The 17,386-nt window shown below is 66.5% G+C and carries 12 protein-coding genes; 8 read left to right on the top strand and 4 right to left on the bottom strand.

What is annotated here, in order from left to right:
- The first annotated feature begins 150 nt into the window (after nt 1–150).
- The 4 genes from VG543_RS13430 to VG543_RS13415 are packed head-to-tail and all read left to right on the top strand — an operon-like array spanning nt 151 to nt 4,991.
- Entirely contained in the window at nt 151–2,421 is a 2,271-nt protein-coding gene (locus tag VG543_RS13430) for a methyl-accepting chemotaxis protein (protein WP_111104189.1), read from the top strand.
- Nucleotides 2,422–2,458: 37 nt separating this feature from the next.
- The gene (locus VG543_RS13425; RefSeq protein ID WP_049435029.1) at nt 2,459–3,328 is read left to right on the top strand and encodes a CheR family methyltransferase; all 870 of its coding nucleotides are present in this window, start codon (nt 2,459–2,461) and stop codon (nt 3,326–3,328) included.
- Nucleotides 3,325–3,921, top strand: a complete 597-nt coding sequence (gene cheD / locus VG543_RS13420) for a chemoreceptor glutamine deamidase CheD (protein ID WP_014037083.1) — start codon at nt 3,325–3,327, stop codon at nt 3,919–3,921. The genes VG543_RS13425 and cheD overlap by 4 nt, the downstream gene beginning before the upstream one ends.
- Entirely contained in the window at nt 3,918–4,991 is a 1,074-nt protein-coding gene (locus VG543_RS13415; RefSeq protein ID WP_155029482.1) for a protein-glutamate methylesterase/protein-glutamine glutaminase, read from the top strand. Before cheD ends, VG543_RS13415 begins: the two co-directional genes overlap by 4 nt.
- 270 nt (nt 4,992–5,261) lie before the next feature.
- Here VG543_RS13415 and acnB read toward each other — a convergent pair whose 3' ends face one another.
- The 3 genes from acnB to VG543_RS13400 are packed head-to-tail and all read right to left on the bottom strand — an operon-like array spanning nt 5,262 to nt 8,526.
- A complete protein-coding gene (gene acnB / locus VG543_RS13410) occupies nt 5,262–7,853 on the bottom strand; it encodes a bifunctional aconitate hydratase 2/2-methylisocitrate dehydratase (RefSeq protein ID WP_423178528.1) in 2,592 nt (863 codons plus the stop codon).
- 43 nt (nt 7,854–7,896) lie between these two features.
- The gene (locus VG543_RS13405) at nt 7,897–8,295 is read right to left on the bottom strand and encodes a type II toxin-antitoxin system VapC family toxin (protein ID WP_005416402.1); all 399 of its coding nucleotides are present in this window, start codon (nt 8,293–8,295) and stop codon (nt 7,897–7,899) included.
- A gap of 6 nt (nt 8,296–8,301) precedes the next feature.
- On the bottom strand, nt 8,302–8,526 hold the full coding sequence (locus VG543_RS13400; RefSeq protein ID WP_005409505.1) for an AbrB/MazE/SpoVT family DNA-binding domain-containing protein: 225 nt from the start codon (nt 8,524–8,526) through the stop codon (nt 8,302–8,304).
- Between the two features lie 301 nt (nt 8,527–8,827).
- Between VG543_RS13400 and acnA the strand changes: the two genes are divergently transcribed.
- Nucleotides 8,828–11,581, top strand: a complete 2,754-nt coding sequence (gene acnA, locus VG543_RS13395; RefSeq protein ID WP_423178527.1) for an aconitate hydratase AcnA — start codon at nt 8,828–8,830, stop codon at nt 11,579–11,581.
- 129 nt (nt 11,582–11,710) lie between these two features.
- On the opposite strand, the gene VG543_RS13390 is transcribed toward acnA, so the two are convergent.
- Nucleotides 11,711–13,261, bottom strand: coding sequence for a BCCT family transporter (locus VG543_RS13390; protein ID WP_423178526.1), 1,551 nt, complete (start codon nt 13,259–13,261; stop codon nt 11,711–11,713).
- 170 nt (nt 13,262–13,431) lie between these two features.
- On the opposite strand from VG543_RS13390, the gene betI reads away from it, so the two are divergent.
- The 3 genes from betI (at nt 13,432) to betA (ending at nt 17,317) form a co-directional block, all read left to right on the top strand.
- Complete coding sequence (gene betI / locus VG543_RS13385; protein WP_262213525.1) at nt 13,432–14,022, top strand: transcriptional regulator BetI; 591 nt, start codon at nt 13,432–13,434, stop codon at nt 14,020–14,022.
- A gap of 38 nt (nt 14,023–14,060) precedes the next feature.
- Entirely contained in the window at nt 14,061–15,533 is a 1,473-nt protein-coding gene (gene betB, locus VG543_RS13380) for a betaine-aldehyde dehydrogenase (RefSeq protein ID WP_423178525.1), read from the top strand.
- Between the two features lie 101 nt (nt 15,534–15,634).
- Complete coding sequence (gene betA, locus VG543_RS13375; protein ID WP_111104172.1) at nt 15,635–17,317, top strand: choline dehydrogenase; 1,683 nt, start codon at nt 15,635–15,637, stop codon at nt 17,315–17,317.
- Nucleotides 17,318–17,386: the final 69 nt, after the last annotated feature.

Here is a 17,386-nt window from a genome sequence, read left to right as displayed (position 1 = left end):
CGAGATCTCCGCCGCCTCGCAGGAACAGAGCGCCGGCATCGAGCAGGTCAACCAGACCGTAGTGCAGATGGACGAGACCACGCAGCAGAATGCTGCTCTGGTGGAGGAAGCCACCGCCGCCGCCCGCCCGTTTCGACCTGGTCCTGCTCGATGAATCTCCTGCATCGCTGGCAACACTACTTCAGCAATCTCTCCGTCCGGCGCAAGCTCAACCTGCTGACGCTGCTCATCGCGCTCGGCGTGATCGCGCTCTCGGTGATCGCCGCCCGCATGCAGTACCTGGACCTCACCGAGACCCGCAAGACCGCGCTGAAGACCCAGGTCGAACTCAGCTACGGCATCCTTCAGCACTACCACCGTCTGGCCGGCACCGGCGAACTCAGCGAGGACGCCGCGAAGAGCGCCGCGTTGCAGGCCCTGGAAGTGATGCGCGCCGAGAACGATACGTACTACTTCAACATCTACGACACCGGCTACCGCCTGCTGATGCACCCGTTCCGCAAGGACCTGGTCGGCAAGGACATGAAGGACTTCCGCACCGACGACGGCGTGCGCATCTATTACGACCAGGTCGAAGCGGCCAAGGCCGGCGGTGGCTTCGTCAACTATCGATGGGCCAAGCCGGGCAGCAAGGGCGAGGTCGAGAAGGTCGCCTACGCCGGCCTGTTCGCGCCGTGGAACTGGGTGGTCAGCAGCGGCGTCTACATGGACGACGTGCAGCGGCAGGCGCTGGTGTTCACCGCCATCATGGCGATCTCCGGTGGTGTACTGGTGCTGATCGTGCTGGCCCTGAGCTGGGTCATCGGCAACCGTATCGCGCGCCCGCTGAAGCAGGCTACCGCCGTCGCCGAAGGCATCGCCAACGGCAAGCTGGACAGCCATATCGGCCCACAGCCGCACGACGAGCCCGGCCGCCTGCTGGAGGCGATGTCCGGCATGCAGCAGCAGCTGCACGCAGTAATCAACGGCCAGCGCGAAATGGCCCGCCGCCACGATGGCGGCGAACTGAGCTACCGCATCGACGCCAGTGCGTTCCCCGGTGAGTATGGGCTGATGGTGCAGGAGACCAACGCCCTGGTCGGCAGCCACGTGCAGACCCTGCACGATGTGCTGGATGTGGTGCAGCAGTACGCGGTCGGCGACCTCAGCCGCGACATCGCGCGCTACCCAGGCGAGAAGGCCGCAATGACCACCACCGTCGACACGGTCAAGGCCAACCTCGGCCGCATCAATGCCGAGATCAAGCAGCTGGCCAGTGCCGCCGCCGCGGGCGACTTCAGCCGCCGTGGCGACGCGCAGCGCTTCGATCACGATTTCCGCCTCATGCTGGAAAACCTCAACGCGATGATGGCGGTCAGCGATGACAACCTCGGCAAGCTCTCGCAGCTGCTGTCGGCCATCGCCGAAGGTGACCTGACCGCGCGCATGCACGGCGACTACCAGGGCGTGTTCGCACGGATGCGCGACGATGCCAACACCACAGTCGCACAGCTGACCCAGATCGTCGGCCAGATCCAGGCCAGTGCTTCGAGCATCACGCTCGCCGCCGGCGAGATCGCCTCCGGCAACAGTGATCTGTCACGCCGCACCGAGCAGCAGGCCGCCAACCTGGAAGAAACCGCAGCCTCGATGGAGGAACTGACCTCCACCGTGCGCCAGAATGCCGAACACGCCCGCCAGGCCAACCAGCTCGCCATCGGCGCGCAGTCTGTTGCCTCCCAGGGCGGCAGCGTGGTCGGCCAGGTGGTCAGTACCATGTCCGCCATCGAGGCCTCGTCGAAAAAGATCGCCGAGATCATCTCGGTGATCGACGGCATCGCGTTCCAGACCAACATCCTGGCGCTGAACGCTGCCGTGGAAGCCGCGCGTGCCGGTGAACAGGGTCGCGGCTTCGCAGTGGTCGCCAGCGAAGTGCGTACCCTCGCCCAGCGTTCGGCCGCTGCGGCCAAGGAGATCAAGGGCCTGATCGACGATTCGGTCGGCAAGGTCACCGAAGGCTCCAGCCTGGTGCACCAGGCCGGCAGCACGATGGGCGAGATCGTCGCCTCGGTGCAGCGCGTGACCGACATCATGGCCGAGATCTCTGCCGCTTCGCAGGAGCAGAGCGCCGGCATCGAGCAGGTCAACCAGACCGTGGTGCAGATGGACGAAACCACTCAGCAGAACGCTGCGCTGGTGGAGGAAGCCACCGCCGCCGCGCGTGCGATGGAAGACCAGGCCGCGCAGCTGGCCGATGCCGTGGCGATCTTCCGCCTCGACAACCAGGTCTCCGCCGCAGTGAAGGCTGTCGCCGAACGCGTGGAATCGGCGTGCATCACCACCGTGGCACGTCCGCAGCCGACCGGAACGCCCGCGCCGGTACGTCGCAGCAGCAACGCCCGCACCTTCGCCGCCAGCGACAGCGACTGGCAGGAATTCTGAGACCCACCCGCAGCGGCTTCGGCCGCCGCCCCCGCCGATGGACACGTCCCCCGTGCAAAGTCCTACTCCCATCGTTACCGGCCCACGCGAATTCGAGTTCGCCGACCGTGATTTCCGCCGCGTCTGCGACCTGATCTACCAGCGCGTGGGCATTGCGCTTGCGCCGGCAAAGCGCGACATGGTCTATGGCCGCCTGTCGCGCCGCCTGCGCACGCTGGGCATGCGCAGCTTCCAGCAGTACCTGGACCATCTGGAACAGGAAGACGGTGACGAGTGGCAGGCGTTCACCAACGCCCTGACCACCAACCTGACCTCGTTCTTCCGCGAACCGCATCACTTCGACAAGCTGCGCGAGGAGCTGCAGCAGCGCTCCAGCCGCACGCCGCTGCTGTTGTGGTCGTGCGCAGCGTCCACCGGCGAAGAACCCTATTCAATGGCGATTACCGCCTGTGAGGCCTTCGGTACGCTGAAGCCGCCGGTGCGCATCATCGCCACCGACGTCGACACCCAGGTGCTGGCCACCGCCGGCCGAGGTGTCTACAACATCGACCGTGTGACCAACCTCGACCCGGACCTGCGCCGGCGCTACTTCCAGCGCGGCAGCGGCCCCAACGAGGGCCAGTGCCGCGTGCTGCCGGCACTGCGCGAGCTGATCGAGTTCCGCCCACTGAACCTGCTTGCCCCGCGCTACGACGTCGGCGGCCCGTTCGATGCGTTGTTCTGCCGCAACGTGATGATCTACTTCGACAAGCCAACCCAGCGCGCGATTCTCGGCCGGCTGGTACAGCACCTGGCCGATGACGGCCTGCTTTACACCGGACACTCGGAGAACTACCTGCACGCCGCCGACCTGATTCAGCCCTGTGGCCGCACCCTGTACCGCCGCGCGGCAAAGGCCGGTGCATGAACGCCTCGCTGCGTACCGACGATGTGATGCGCTACCAGGATGCGCGCTTCCAGACCATTGCCGCCAAGCTGCTGCCGACCCAGTACCTGGTGGTGGACGACACCACCGCGCTGACCACCACGCTGGGTTCCTGCGTGGCGGCCTGCCTGCGGGACCCGGTACTGAAGATCGGTGGCATGAACCATTTCCTGCTCCCCGAGGGCAATGCCGGCGACGGCGCGCCCGCGCGTTACGGCAGCTACGCGATGGAACTGCTGATCAACGACATGCTCAAGCGCGGCGCCCACCGCAAGCGCATCGAGGCCAAGGTGTTCGGCGGCGCCAACGTGCTCAAGGGATTCACCAGCAATCCGGTCGGTACCCGTAACGCCGAGTTCGTGCGCCAGTACCTGCAGGCCGAGCATATCCCGATCATCGCCGAGGACCTGTGCGGCATCCATCCGCGCAAGATCTGGTTCTTCGCCGATACCGGCCGCGTGGTGGTGCAGCGCCTGCCGCATGCCCACGAAGCCGAAGTGGCTGCCACCGAATCGGCCGTGCGTGCACGTCTGTCCAAGGCCCCGGTCACCGGCGGCGTGGAGTTGTTCGAATGACCCTGACCGGCAACGCCCCCTGCCGGGTCCTGATCGTCGACGACTCTGCCGTCGTGCGGCAGATGCTCACGGAAATCCTGTCCAGCGACCCGGCCATCGACGTGGTCGGCACCGCCGCAGATCCGCTGCTGGCGCGTGAGAAGATCAAGCGCCTGGCCCCGGACGTGATCACGCTTGACGTGGAAATGCCGCGCATGGACGGCCTGGCGTTCCTGGAAAACCTGATGCGGCTGCACCCGCTGCCGGTGGTGATGATTTCTTCGCTGACCGAACGCGGCGCCGACACCACGCTGCAGGCGCTGGCACTGGGCGCGGTGGACTTCGTCTCCAAGCCCAAGCTGGACGTCGCACGCGGCCTGCAGGGCTACGCCGACGAAATCATCGCCAAGGTGAAGATGGCGGCGCGCTCGCGGGTGCGACCGCTGGTGCGCGCGGCCGCCCCGAAGCTCACGCTGGACGCAGCGCCGGCAACGCGTGCTGCCTCGCCGCAGTTCCGCACCACCGACCGCCTGATCGCGATCGGCTCGTCGGCCGGTGGCACCGAAGCCCTGCGCGTGGTTTTGGAAGGCATGCCCGCCGATGGCCCAGCCGTGGTGATGACCCAGCACCTGCCGGCCAGCTTCAGCAGTGCCTTCGCCGAACGCCTGGACCGCCACTCGGCCATGGCCGTGCGCGAGGCCAGCGACGGCGAAGCGGTGCTGCCCGGCCATGCCTACCTGCCACCCGGCGGCAAGCACCTGCGCATCATCCGCGACGGTGCACGCTGGCGCTGCCGCATCGACGATGGCCCGGCGGTGAACCGGCACAAGCCGGCGGTGGACGTGCTGTTCCGCTCGGTCGCGCAGAGCGCGGGTGGCAATGCCATCGGGGCCATCCTCACCGGCATGGGTGACGACGGCGCACGCGGCCTGCTGGAAATGCGCCAGGCCGGCGCGCCGACACTGGTGCAGGACGAGGCCACCAGCGTGGTCTGGGGCATGCCCGGTGCAGCGTTCAAACTCGGCGCCGCTGAGGAACAGGTTCCACTGGAACGGATTGCCGAGCGGCTGCTGGCGCTCGCTCGCGGCTGATAGCGCGCCGCGGCTCAAGGACTCCGCGGTCAGTAGATCCACGCCATGCGTGGATGCCTTTGTAGAGTCGAGCCGCGCTCGACTCATCGCGCATCGCGCGAACAGCTGCCAAGCATGGACGGCGCTACAGGCCATCAGGCAACGAAAGAACCCCCGGCTTTCACCGGGGGTTCTTCGTTTCATCGGGGTGCCGGCCAGCAGCCGCCACCCCCATGCGTTGTCCGCTCACAAAAAACCCCCGGCGCAAGCCGGGGGTTTTCAGTTACCGCGTCAGGCAGCGACCGTCTTGGCCACGTCCTGGTATTCCTCGATCTGGTCGAAGTTCATGTAGCGGTAGATCTCCGCGCCATTGGCGTTGATCACGCCGATGTCCGCCATGTACTCCTCCTTGGTCGGGATGCGGCCCAGGCGCGAGCAGATCGCCGCCAGTTCCGCCGAACCCAGGTACACGTTGGTGTTGCGGCCCAGGCGGTTCGGGAAGTTGCGGGTCGAGGTCGACATCGCGGTGGAGCCTTCGCGGATCTGCGCCTGGTTGCCCATGCACAGCGAGCAGCCCGGCATTTCCATGCGTGCGCCGGTAGCGCCGAAGGTGCCGTACACGCCTTCCTTGGTCAGCTCCGAGGCATCCATCTTGGTCGGCGGGGCCACCCACAGGCGGGTCGGCAGGTCACGCTTGCCTTCCAGCAGCTTCGCAGCGGCGCGGAAGTGACCGATGTTGGTCATGCACGAACCGATGAACACTTCGTCGATCTTGGCACCGGCCACCTCGGACAGGGTCTTCACGTCGTCCGGGTCGTTCGGGCAGGCCACGATCGGCTCGTGGATGTCGGCCAGGTCGATCTCGATGACGGCGGCGTACTCGGCGTCGGCATCCGGCTCCAGCAGCTGCGGGTTGGCCAGCCACGCTTCCATCTTCTCGATGCGGCGCTGCAGCGAGCGCGGATCCTGGTAACCCTCGGCAATCATCCACTTCAGCAGGGTGATGTTGCTGGTCAGGTACTCGATGATCGGTTCCTTGTTCAGGCGCACCGAGCAACCGGCCGCCGAACGCTCGGCCGAGGCGTCGGACAGTTCGAACGCCTGTTCGACCTTCAGCTCCGGCAGGCCTTCGATTTCCAGGATGCGGCCGGAGAAGATGTTCTTCTTGCCGGCCTTGGCCACGGTCAGCAGGCCCGACTTGATCGCGTACAGCGGGATCGCGTTGACCAGGTCACGCAGGGTCACGCCCGGCTGCATCTTGCCCTTGAAGCGCACCAGCACCGACTCCGGCATGTCCAGCGGCATCACGCCGGTGGCGGCGGCGAAGGCGACCAGGCCCGAACCGGCCGGGAACGAAATGCCCACCGGGAAACGGGTGTGCGAGTCACCACCGGTACCGACGGTGTCCGGCAGCAGCATGCGGTTGAGCCAGCTGTGGATCACGCCGTCGCCCGGGCGCAGCGAGACGCCGCCACGGGTGGAGATGAACTCCGGCAGGGTGTGGTGGGTCTTCACGTCCACCGGCTTCGGGTAGGCGGCGGTGTGGCAGAACGACTGCATCACCAGGTCGGCCGAGAAGCCCAGGCAGGCCAGGTCCTTCAGCTCGTCACGGGTCATCGGGCCGGTGGTGTCCTGCGAGCCGACCGAGGTCATCTTCGGTTCGCAGTACGTGCCCGGGCGCATGCCCTGGCCTTCCGGCAGGCCACAGGCGCGGCCGACCATCTTCTGCGCCAGCGAGAAGCCCTTGCCGGTATCGGCCGGCTGCACCGGCAGGCGGAACAGGTCGGTCGGGGCCAGGCCCAGCGCTTCGCGCGCCTTGCCGGTCAGGCCACGGCCGATGATCAGCGGGATGCGGCCACCGGCACGCACTTCGTCGAACAGCACGTCGGACTTGACCTGGAATTCGGCGATCACCTCTCCGTTCTTCAGCGCCTTGCCTTCGTACGGGCGCAGCTCGATGACGTCGCCGTGCTCCATCTTCGACACGTCCAGCTCGATCGGCAGCGCACCGGCATCTTCCATCGTGTTGTAGAAGATCGGGGCGATCTTGCCGCCCAGGCACACGCCACCGGCACGCTTGTTCGGGATGTACGGAATGTCATCGCCGGTCCACCACAGCACGCTGTTGGTGGCCGACTTGCGCGAGGAGCCGGTGCCGACCACGTCGCCGACGTAGGCCACCAGGTGGCCCTTGTCCTTCAGCGACAGGATCTGCTGGATCGGGCCGCGCTTGCCGTCTTCTTCCGGGGTGAACGGCGCGTCGTCGCGCTTGTTCTTCAGCATCGCCAGCGCGTGCATCGGAATGTCCGGGCGGGTGGTCGCGTCAGGTGCCGGCGACAGGTCGTCGGTGTTGGTCTCGCCCGGCACCTTGAACACAGTGATGGTCAGGCTCTGCGGCACTTCCGGCTTGCTGGTGAACCACTCGGCCTCGGCCCAGCTCTGCAGCACGGCCTGGGCGTTGGCGTTGCCGGCCTTCGCCTTCTCCTGCACGTCATGGAACGCATCAAACACCAGCAGGGTGTTCTTCAGGCCATTGGCAGCGATGGCGCCAACGCTGGCGTCGTCCAGCAGCTGGATCAGCGGCGCAACGTTGTAGCCGCCGAGCATGGTGCCCAGCAGTTCGGTGGCGCGCTCACGGCTGATCAGCGGGTTCTGCTCGCTGCCCAAGGCGATCGCCGCCAGGTACGACGCCTTGACCTTGGCTGCGTCATCGACACCGGCCGGCACGCGATGGGTCAGCAGGTCGAGCAGGAACTCGGCCTCGCCCTGCGGCGGGTTCTTCAGCAGTTCGATGACATCGGCCGTCTGCTGCGCGCTCAGCGGCAGCGGCGGGATGCCAAGCGCAGCGCGCTCGGCGACGTGGTGGCGGTAGGCTTCCAACATGACAACTCCCGGGTAATGCGTAGGTTGAAATAACAAAGTGGGCTCAGGCGTGCGGCACGATCAGCTTCAGGCCCTTGAAGTAGTCGCGGTAAAACGTGTCGTTCCAGGTGATCAGGCCGTCACACTGCAGCAGTGCGTGGGCGCCGACCATGAATTCGTCCAGGCTGCGGCGGCTGCCGCCACGCTGGCGATGACGGCGGTGCATCTCGCCGGCGCGCAGCGCCGACTTGGCTTCCATCGGGTTGAAGTGCACGCCCATTTCTTCCAGCGCTTCGAGCACCTCGGCACCGCCGCGCAGCGATGCGCAGACTTCGGCCAGGGTCGCGCCGCAGACCACCACGCGGCCACCCACCAGGCTCTGCCGGAGGATGGCCTCCACGGCATCGGCCTGCGGACCATTGCTGAGCAGCTCGACCAGCACCGGTGAATCGACGGCGATCATCACGGCTTATTCCTCGTCACGCACCGCGCGTACCGCTGCGTCGGAGGATTCGAAGCCGTCCAGCGCGAACTTGCCGCGCGCCCGTGAAATGGCATCGTCAACACTCTTGCGCAGGATGATGCGGCTGCCGTCCAGCTCGACCTTCAGCAGCGTGCCCTTGGTCAGGCCGAGGGCATCACGCACCGCCTTGGGCAGGGTGATCTGTCCGCGTTCTGCAACAGTGGCTTCCATCGGTAGGCCCTCCAGAGTATGCACAAATTATACATACTTCCCCGGGCATACTTCCACCCTGAACAGGACCGGCGCCCCGCCAGCCCTTGCCTCGCAAAGGATCGGCCACAAACGTGACATACGCCATACACCTCCCCCTGTAGTCTGGAACCGATGCCGCAGGTCGGGGCCCGGCCCGGATGAACCCATTCAGTCCGGGGTTCATACTGGGATGACCGGGGCCGTCAGGCCCGCGGCGACCGCAAGCAGGCCCGCCATGCGCGGGCCACTGCAAGCCATCCGCAAGAAGGAGTTACCCCGCATGAGCGATTCGTTCTCCACCCGCAGCCAGCTGAACGTCGGCGGCAAGACGTACGACTACTTCAGCCTGCCCACGCTGGGCCAGCGCTTCGATATCTCCCACCTGCCCTACTCGATGAAGATCCTGCTGGAGAACCTGCTCCGGCACGAGGATGGCGGCATCACCGTCGGCAAGGACCACATCGAAGCCGTGGCCCGCTGGAATCCGGCGGCCGAACCGGACACCGAAATCGCCTTCATGCCGGCGCGCGTGGTCCTGCAGGACTTCACCGGCGTGCCCTGCGTGGTCGACCTGGCCGCGATGCGCGACGCCGTCGTCAAGCTCGGCGGCAAGCCGGAGCAGATCAATCCGCAGATTCCCTCCGAACTGGTCATCGACCACTCGGTGCAGGTAGATGTGTTCGGCAAGCCCGACGCGCTGGACCTCAACGGCAAGATCGAGTTCCAGCGCAACCAGGAACGCTACGGCTTCCTGCGCTGGGGCCAGAAGGCCTTCGACAACTTCAAGGTGGTGCCGCCCAACACCGGCATCGTCCACCAGGTGAACCTGGAAAACCTCGCCCGCGTGGTGATGACCGCGGAGAAGGATGGCAAGGCCGTGGCCTACCCGGATACCGTGTTCGGTACCGACAGCCACACCACCATGATCAACGGCATCGGCGTGCTGGGCTGGGGCGTGGGCGGCATCGAAGCGGAGGCGGCCATGCTCGGCCAGCCGTCGTCGATGCTGATCCCGCAGGTGGTCGGCTTCAGGCTGACCGGCAAGCTGCCCGAGGGCGCCACCGCCACCGACCTGGTGCTGACCGTTACCCAGATGCTGCGCAAGCTGGGCGTGGTCGGCAAGTTCGTCGAGTTCTACGGTGATGGCCTGCAGCACCTGCCGCTGGCCGACCGCGCCACCATCGGCAACATGGCCCCGGAATACGGCGCCACCTGCGGCATCTTCCCGATCGACGCCGAATCGCTGAACTACCTGCGCCTGTCCGGCCGAAGCGAAGAGCAGATCAACCTTGTCGAGGCCTATGCCAAAGCGCAAGGACTGTGGCACGAACCAGGCAGCCCGCATGCCCAGTACAGCACCACGCTGGAACTGGACATGGGCACGGTGAAGCCGTCGCTGGCCGGCCCGAAGCGTCCTCAGGACCGCGTCCTGCTCGAAGACGTGCAGAAGAACTACCGCGAAGCGCTGGTCGGCCTGACTGCCAACCGTGACAAGCGCAGCGAGGACGTTGCCACCTTCGTCAACGAAGGCGGTGGCGCCGCGGTCGGCAACGAGCAGCTGGCCAAGGGCTTCGCCGACATCGAGATCGAAGGCAGCAAAGTGCGGCTGAAAGATGGCGCGGTGGTCATCGCCGCCATCACCTCCTGCACCAACACCTCCAACCCGGCGGTGATGATCGGTGCCGGCCTGCTGGCCCGCAATGCGGCCGCCAAGGGCCTGAACCGCCAGCCGTGGGTGAAGACCTCGCTCGGGCCGGGCTCGCGCGTGGTCACCGACTACCTGGAAAAGGCCGGCGTGCTGAAGGAGCTGGAGAAGATCGGCTTCTACGTGGTCGGCTACGGCTGCACCACCTGCATCGGCAACTCCGGCCCGCTGCCGACCGAAGTCAGCGCCGGCATCGCCGCCGGCGATCTTGTGGTCACCTCGGTGCTGTCCGGCAACCGCAACTTCGAGGGCCGCGTGCACCCCGAAGTGAAGATGAACTACCTGGCCAGTCCGCCGCTGGTGGTGGCCTACGCCATCGCCGGCACCACCGACATCGACCTGACCACCCAGCCGCTCGGTACCGGCAGCGATGGCCAGCCGGTGTTCCTGCGCGACATCTGGCCGAGCAACAAGGAAATCGGCGATGTCATCGCCGCGACCATCGGCCCGGAGATGTTCAAGCAGAACTACGCCGACGTGTTCAAGGGTGACACCCGCTGGAACACCATCGCCTCGCCAGACGGCAACCTGTACGAGTGGAGCGATGCCTCCACCTACATCAAGAACCCGCCGTACTTCGATGGCATGACCATGCAGACCGGCAGCATCGACGACGTGCATGGTGCACGCGTGATGGGCCTGTTCGGCGATTCGATCACCACCGACCACATCTCCCCGGCCGGCAACATCAAGAAGGACTCGCCGGCAGGCCGCTTCCTGCAGGAGCGCGGCGTGCAGCCGGCCGACTTCAACAGTTACGGCAGCCGCCGCGGCAACGATGACGTGATGGTCCGCGGCACCTTCGCCAACATCCGCATCAAGAACCTGATGTTCGGTGGCGAGGAAGGCGGCAACACCCTGTACTACCCGGCCGGCGGCGGTCAGCCGGAGAAGCTGGCAATCTACGATGCGGCCATGAAGTACAAGGCTGAAAAGGTGCCGCTGGTGGTGCTGGCCGGCAAGGAATACGGCACCGGCTCGTCGCGCGACTGGGCGGCCAAGGGCACCCTGCTGTTGGGAGTGAAGGCGGTCATCGCCGAGAGCTTCGAGCGCATCCACCGTTCCAACCTGGTCGGCATGGGCGTGCTGCCGCTGCAGTTCCGCAACGGCGAGAATGCGCAGAGCCTGGGCCTGGACGGCTCGGAAGTGATCGACATCACCGGCCTGCAGGACGGTGCCAGCAAGCGCGCCACGGTCACCGCGACCAAGGCCGATGGCACGAAGAAGACCTTCGAGGTGTCGGTGATGCTGCTGACCCCGAAGGAAGTCGAGTACTTCCGTCACGGTGGCCTGCTGCAGTACGTGCTGCGCCAGCTGGCCAGCAAGTAACGGAAAAGGGCCGGATCCGCAGGGATCCGGCCCTTTCCGTTTGCGATGCACCCCCTGTAGAGCCGAGCCTGCGCTCGGCTGCTTCTGCGCCGACAGCAGCCGAGCATGGGCTCGGCTCTACATAAGCACTCAGCGGCGCGGTGCGTCCGGGTCGGTGCGCAGCGCCTTCAGCAGGCCCCACATGTAGAACGCCAGGGTGAACGAGAACGGCAGGCCGCACAGCACCACCGCCGTCTGCATTGCGCTGAAATTGCCGGCCAGCAGCAGCCCGACGCTGGCCACGGTGATACCGACGGCCCAGAACACGCGCAGCCAGATCGGCGCGTCATGCCCATCTTCCACGCCATCGTCAACACGACGGGTGCACAGGTTGGCGATCATCAGCGTGCCCGAATCGACCGGCGTCAGGAACAGCACGAAACCAATCACCACCGCAGCACCGGCCACGTACGGCGCCCCGGGCAGGTATTCCAGCAGCTTGAACAGCGTCATCGCCGCATCGTGCTGGGCCACGTCACCCAGGATCGCCTGGCCATGGTTGAGGACCAGGTCGATGGCGGTGTTGCCGAAGATCGACAGCCACGCCAGGGTGAAACCGAGCGGGATGAGAAGCACGCCCATGACAACTTCACGGATGGTGCGTCCACGCGAGATGCGCGCCACGAAAAGACCGACGAACGGCGCCCAGGCAATCCACCAGGCCCAGTAGAACAGCGTCCACGAGCCCATCCACTCACGGCCCTTGGGATCGTTGAGGTACATGTCGAAGCTCTTGCGCACGAACGCGCCAAGGTAATCGCCGGTGTTCTGGATCAGGCCGTCGAACAGGTGCAGGGTCGGGCCGGTGACCAGCACGAACAGCAGCAGGCCGCACAGCAGGCGCACGTTGAGGTTGGAGAGCCAGGCAATGCCCTTTTCCACACCTGCAACTACGCCGATGGTGGCCACCACCATCATCACCAGCACGATCGCCACCAGCACCTGCGGCGTATCCGGGATGTGGAACAGGTAGACCAGGCCGGACTGTACCACCAGCGCGCCGATGCCGAGGTTGGTGACCATCGAGATCAGCGTGGCCAGGATGCCGAAGCCATCGACCATGTCGCCGATGCGGCCGTGGATGCGCTCACCGAAGACCGGGTACAACGCCGAGCGCAGCGCCAGCGGCAGGTCGCGGCGGTAGGCGAAGTAGCCCAGTGCCACGCCGACCAGCGCATACAGCGCCCAGCCGTGCAGGCCCCAGTGCAGGAAGGTCAGCACCATCGCCTCGCGGCCGGCGGCCACGGTGCCGCCGGGCTGCCCGGGCAGGTTGAGGAAGTGGTCCAGCGGCTCGTAGGCGCCGTAGTACAGCAGCGCGATGCCGATGCCGGCCGAGAACAGCATCGAGACCCAGGCCACGTAGCCGAAGGCCGGTGATTCCTCGTTGTGGCCCAGGCGGATGCGGCCATACGGCGAGAACGCCAGCCACAGCACGAAGCCCAGGCACAGCACGATCAGCAGCATGTACCACCAGCCGAACGCGGCCGACACCTCGGCCTGCGCCCATTGCAGCCAGTGCTCGCTGCCTTCGGGATAGAGAACAGTGAGCAGCCCGAGGATGCCGATCGACACCGAGGAGCTGAGGAAGACAAAACGGTTCAAGCGCAGGGGCGAACGCTTGGGATGAGCCAAGGAAGACATGGGGTCGTCTCATCAAGTCCGAGGGAGCACATGGGCGGGGCCGGACCGGTAAACCGGGCCCATGGCGTGGGGCGCGAGCGCATCCTAGGGTTTATTGATTGAACGTTCAATCAATAAAAAGCATAATGGCGGGCAACCCGATCCTTCGGGTCGCAATCCGTGGAGAGACAATGCCGAAGAAAGGCGTGGAACCGGTACGGCGCGAACAGCTGATCCGGGCCACTTTCCAGACCATCGACGAGATCGGCATGGCCGATGCGACCGTCGCCACCATCGCGAAGAAGGCAGGGTTGTCCAGCGGCATCGTCGCCCACTACTTCGGCGACAAGGACGGCCTGCTCAATGCTGCAATGCGGCAGATCCTGCGCGAGCTGAAGGACGCGGTCGCCCGCTACCGCGCCGACGCCAGCGACGACCCGCGCGAGCAGCTACGCGCCATCGTCGACGGCAACTTCGACGACAGCCAGATCAACGGCACCGCGATGCGCGTCTGGCTCACCTTCTGGGCCGCCAGCATGCACCAGCCGGAACTGGCCCGGCTGCAGCGCGCCAACGACCAGCGCCTGTTCTCCAACCTGTGCCACCAGTTCAACCGCCTGCTGCCCCACCCGCAGGCGCGCCTGGCCGCCCGCGGCCTGGCCGCGATGATCGACGGCCTGTGGCTGCGCGGCAGCCTGGTCGGCGGCCAGTTCAACGCCGACAAGTCCCGGCGCATCGCCTACGGCTACATCGACTTCCAGTTGCAGGCTGCCGCGCTATAAGCGCTTCAGCACCCGCCCCCTTCCAAGGAGTACGCCCCATGACCACCCTGCCCGTCCAACAGCTCTACATCCACGGCCAGCGCGTCGATGCCACCAGCGGCAAGACCTTCAAGACCGTCAACCCGGCCACCGGTGAGGTGATCGCCGAGGTGCAGGTCGCCAGCCAGGCCGACGTCGAGCGCGCCGTGCAGAGCGCGGCCGAAGGCCAGAAGGTGTGGGCCGCGATGACGGCCACGGAGCGCTCGCGCATCCTGCGCCGCGCCGTCGAGCTCCTGCGTGAACGCAACGACGAACTGGCCCACCTGGAAACCCTGGACACCGGCAAGGCGCTGGCCGAAACGACCACCGTGGACATCGTCACCGGTGCCGACGTGGTCGAGTACTACGCCGGCCTGGCCACCGCCATCGAAGGCATCCAGCTGCCGCTGCGCGAATCGAGCTTCTTCTACACCCGCCGCGAGCCGCTGGGCGTGGTGGCCGGCATCGGCGCCTGGAACTACCCGATCCAGATCGCCATGTGGAAGTCGGCCCCGGCCCTGGCCGCCGGCAACGCGATGGTGTTCAAGCCCTCCGAAGTCACCCCGCTGACCGCGATCAAGCTGGCGGAGATCTACACCGAAGCTGGCGTGCCGGCCGGCGTGTTCAACGTCGTGCAGGGCCCGGGCCGCGAGATCGGCCAGTGGCTGACCGAGCACCCGGTGATCGAGAAGATCTCCTTCACCGGCGGCGTCGCCACTGGCAAGAAGGTGATGGCCAGCGCCGCGTCCTCGTCACTGAAGGAAGTGACCATGGAACTGGGCGGCAAGTCGCCGCTGGTGATCTGCGATGACGCCGACCTGGACCGCGCCGCCGACATCGCAGTAATGGCCAACTTCTTCAGCTCCGGCCAGGTCTGCACCAACGGCACCCGCGTGTTCGTGCCGCGCAGCATGCTGGCCGCCTTCGAGGCCGCCGTGATCGAGCGGGTCAAGCGCATCCGCATCGGCGACCCGATGGCCGCCGAAACCAACTTCGGCCCGCTGACCAGCTTCCCGCACATGGAAAACGTGCTGCGCTACATCGAGAGCGGCAAGGCCGAAGGCGCCCGCCTGCTGACCGGCGGTGGCCGTGCCACCGAGGGCGCGCTGGCCAATGGCGCCTACGTGCTGCCGACCGTGTTCTCCGACTGCCGCGATGACATGACGATTGTCCGGGAAGAGATCTTCGGGCCGGTGATGAGCATCCTGGCCTACGACGACGAGGACGAAGTGGTGCGCCGCGCCAACGACACCACCTTCGGCCTGGCCGCGGGCGTGGTCAGCAAGGACATCAGCCGCGCGCACCGCATCATCCACCGCCTGGAAGCCGGCATCTGCTGGATCAACACCTGGGGTGAATCGCCGGCCGAAATGCCGGTCGGTGGCTACAAGGAATCGGGCGTCGGCCGTGAGAACGGCATCTCCACCCTCGGCCACTACACCCGCATCAAGTCGGTGCAGGTCGAGCTGGGCGACTACGCCAGCGTGTTCTGACCGGCGCGCCGCAAGCGCGCACCCTCGTCCGGCCACCGCGCCGATCCGACATTCCGCCGCGACGCCTGCATGCAGCGCGCCGCGGCCTGCAGGAGACACCCATGAGCACCCATAACGAGTACGACTACATCATCATCGGCGCAGGCTCGGCCGGCAACGTGCTGGCCACCCGCCTCACCGAAGATGCCGATGTCAGCGTGCTGCTGCTGGAAGCCGGTGGCCCGGACTACCGGTTCGACTTCCGTACCCAGATGCCGGCGGCGCTTGCCTTCCCGCTGCAGGGCAAGCGCTACAACTGGGCGTACAAGACCGATCCGGAGCCCTTCATGAACAACCGCCGCATGGACTGCGGACGCGGCAAGGGCCTGGGCGGCTCGTCGCTGATCAACGGCATGTGCTACATCCGCGGCAACGCGATGGACTATGACAACTGGGCCAGCATGCCGGGCCTGGAGGATTGGACCTATCTGGACTGCCTGCCGTATTTCCGCAAGGCCGAAACCCGCGACATCGGACCCAATGACTACCACGGTGGCGACGGCCCGCTGCGCGTGACCACGCCCAAGGCCGGCAACAACGAACTGTTCGCTGCGATGGTCGAGGCCGGCGTGCAGGCCGGCTACCCGCGCACCGACGACCTCAACGGCTACCAGCAGGAAGGCTTCGGCCCGATGGACCGCACGGTGACCCCGAAGGGCCGTCGTTCCAGCACCGCCCGCGGCTACCTGGACCTGGCCAGGCCGCGCCCGAACCTGACCATCGTCACCCACGCGCTGACCGACCGCATCCTGTTCTCGGGCAAGCGTGCGGTGGGCGTGCAGTGGCTGCACAACGACCAGCCACAGCGTGCCACCGCCCGCCGTGAGGTGCTGCTGTGCGGCGGCGCCATCGCCTCGCCGCAGATCCTGCAGCGCTCGGGCGTGGGCCCGGCCGACCTGCTGCGCAGCCTGGACATCGACCTGGTACACCACCTGCCGGGTGTCGGCGCCAACCTGCAGGACCACCTTGAGATGTACCTGCAGTACGAGTGCAAGAAGCCGGTCTCGCTGGCCCCGGCGCTGAAGCTGTACAACCAGCCGGCGATCGGTGCCGAGTGGCTGTTCCTGGGCACCGGCATCGGCGCCAGCAACCAGTTCGAGGCCGGCGGCTTCATCCGCAGCGACGCCGAATTCGACTGGCCGAACCTGCAGTACCACTTCCTGCCGGTGGCGATCAATTACAACGGCTCCAACCCGATCAAGGCGCACAGCTTCCAGATGCACGTCGGTTCGATGCGCTCGCCCAGCCGCGGCCGCATCCATGTGCGTTCGAAGGATCCGCGCGAACATCCGAGCATCCTGTTCAACTACATGTCGCACGAGCAGGACTGGCGTGAGTTCCGCGCGGCGATCCGCATCACCCGCGAGATCTTCGCGCAGCCGGCGCTGGCACCGTACAGCGGCCGCGAGATCTCGCCGGGCAGCGCGCTGCAGACCGACGCGCAGATCGACGCATTCGTGCGCGAGCATGCCGAGACCGCCTACCACCCGTCGTGCTCGAACAAGATGGGCCATGCCGATGACCCGATGGCGGTGGTCGACGGCCAGGGCCGCGTGCACGGGCTGGAAGGCCTGCGCATCGTCGATGCCTCGATCATGCCGCAGGTGGTGACCGGCAACCTCAACGCGCCGACCATCATGATGGCCGAGAAGCTGGCCGACGTGATCCGCGGCCGCACCCCGCTGGCCCGCAGCACCGCGCCGTATTACAAGGCCAACGGTGCACCGGTGCGCAAGCAGGGCTGAGCCAGCCGCACACCTTGAAACACCCGCCGGGCATGGCCCGGCGCTACCAGGCGCGTCCTGCCTTCGGTA

It is taken from the genome of Stenotrophomonas sp. CASM101 (assembly GCF_049384845.1).
In the GTDB taxonomy this organism is placed as follows: domain Bacteria; phylum Pseudomonadota; class Gammaproteobacteria; order Xanthomonadales; family Xanthomonadaceae; genus Stenotrophomonas; species Stenotrophomonas hibiscicola.
The sequence above is the reverse complement of the archived record's forward strand: the minus strand, read 5'-3'. Positions and strand labels throughout refer to the sequence as shown.

What these genes read in the sequence shown, in the direction of transcription:
- VG543_RS13430 (WP_111104189.1), top strand. Translation starts at nt 151, where the DNA reads ATGAATCTCCTGCATCGCTGGCAACACTACTTCAGCAATCTCTCCGTC.
- VG543_RS13425 (WP_049435029.1), top strand. Translation starts at nt 2,459, where the DNA reads ATGGACACGTCCCCCGTGCAAAGTCCTACTCCCATCGTTACCGGCCCA.
- cheD (WP_014037083.1), top strand. Translation starts at nt 3,325, where the DNA reads ATGAACGCCTCGCTGCGTACCGACGATGTGATGCGCTACCAGGATGCG.
- VG543_RS13415 (WP_155029482.1), top strand. Translation starts at nt 3,918, where the DNA reads ATGACCCTGACCGGCAACGCCCCCTGCCGGGTCCTGATCGTCGACGAC.
- acnB (WP_423178528.1), bottom strand. Translation starts at nt 7,853, where the DNA reads ATGTTGGAAGCCTACCGCCACCACGTCGCCGAGCGCGCTGCGCTTGGC.
- VG543_RS13405 (WP_005416402.1), bottom strand. Translation starts at nt 8,295, where the DNA reads ATGATCGCCGTCGATTCACCGGTGCTGGTCGAGCTGCTCAGCAATGGT.
- VG543_RS13400 (WP_005409505.1), bottom strand. Translation starts at nt 8,526, where the DNA reads ATGGAAGCCACTGTTGCAGAACGCGGACAGATCACCCTGCCCAAGGCG.
- acnA (WP_423178527.1), top strand. Translation starts at nt 8,828, where the DNA reads ATGAGCGATTCGTTCTCCACCCGCAGCCAGCTGAACGTCGGCGGCAAG.
- VG543_RS13390 (WP_423178526.1), bottom strand. Translation starts at nt 13,261, where the DNA reads ATGTCTTCCTTGGCTCATCCCAAGCGTTCGCCCCTGCGCTTGAACCGT.
- betI (WP_262213525.1), top strand. Translation starts at nt 13,432, where the DNA reads ATGCCGAAGAAAGGCGTGGAACCGGTACGGCGCGAACAGCTGATCCGG.
- betB (WP_423178525.1), top strand. Translation starts at nt 14,061, where the DNA reads ATGACCACCCTGCCCGTCCAACAGCTCTACATCCACGGCCAGCGCGTC.
- betA (WP_111104172.1), top strand. Translation starts at nt 15,635, where the DNA reads ATGAGCACCCATAACGAGTACGACTACATCATCATCGGCGCAGGCTCG.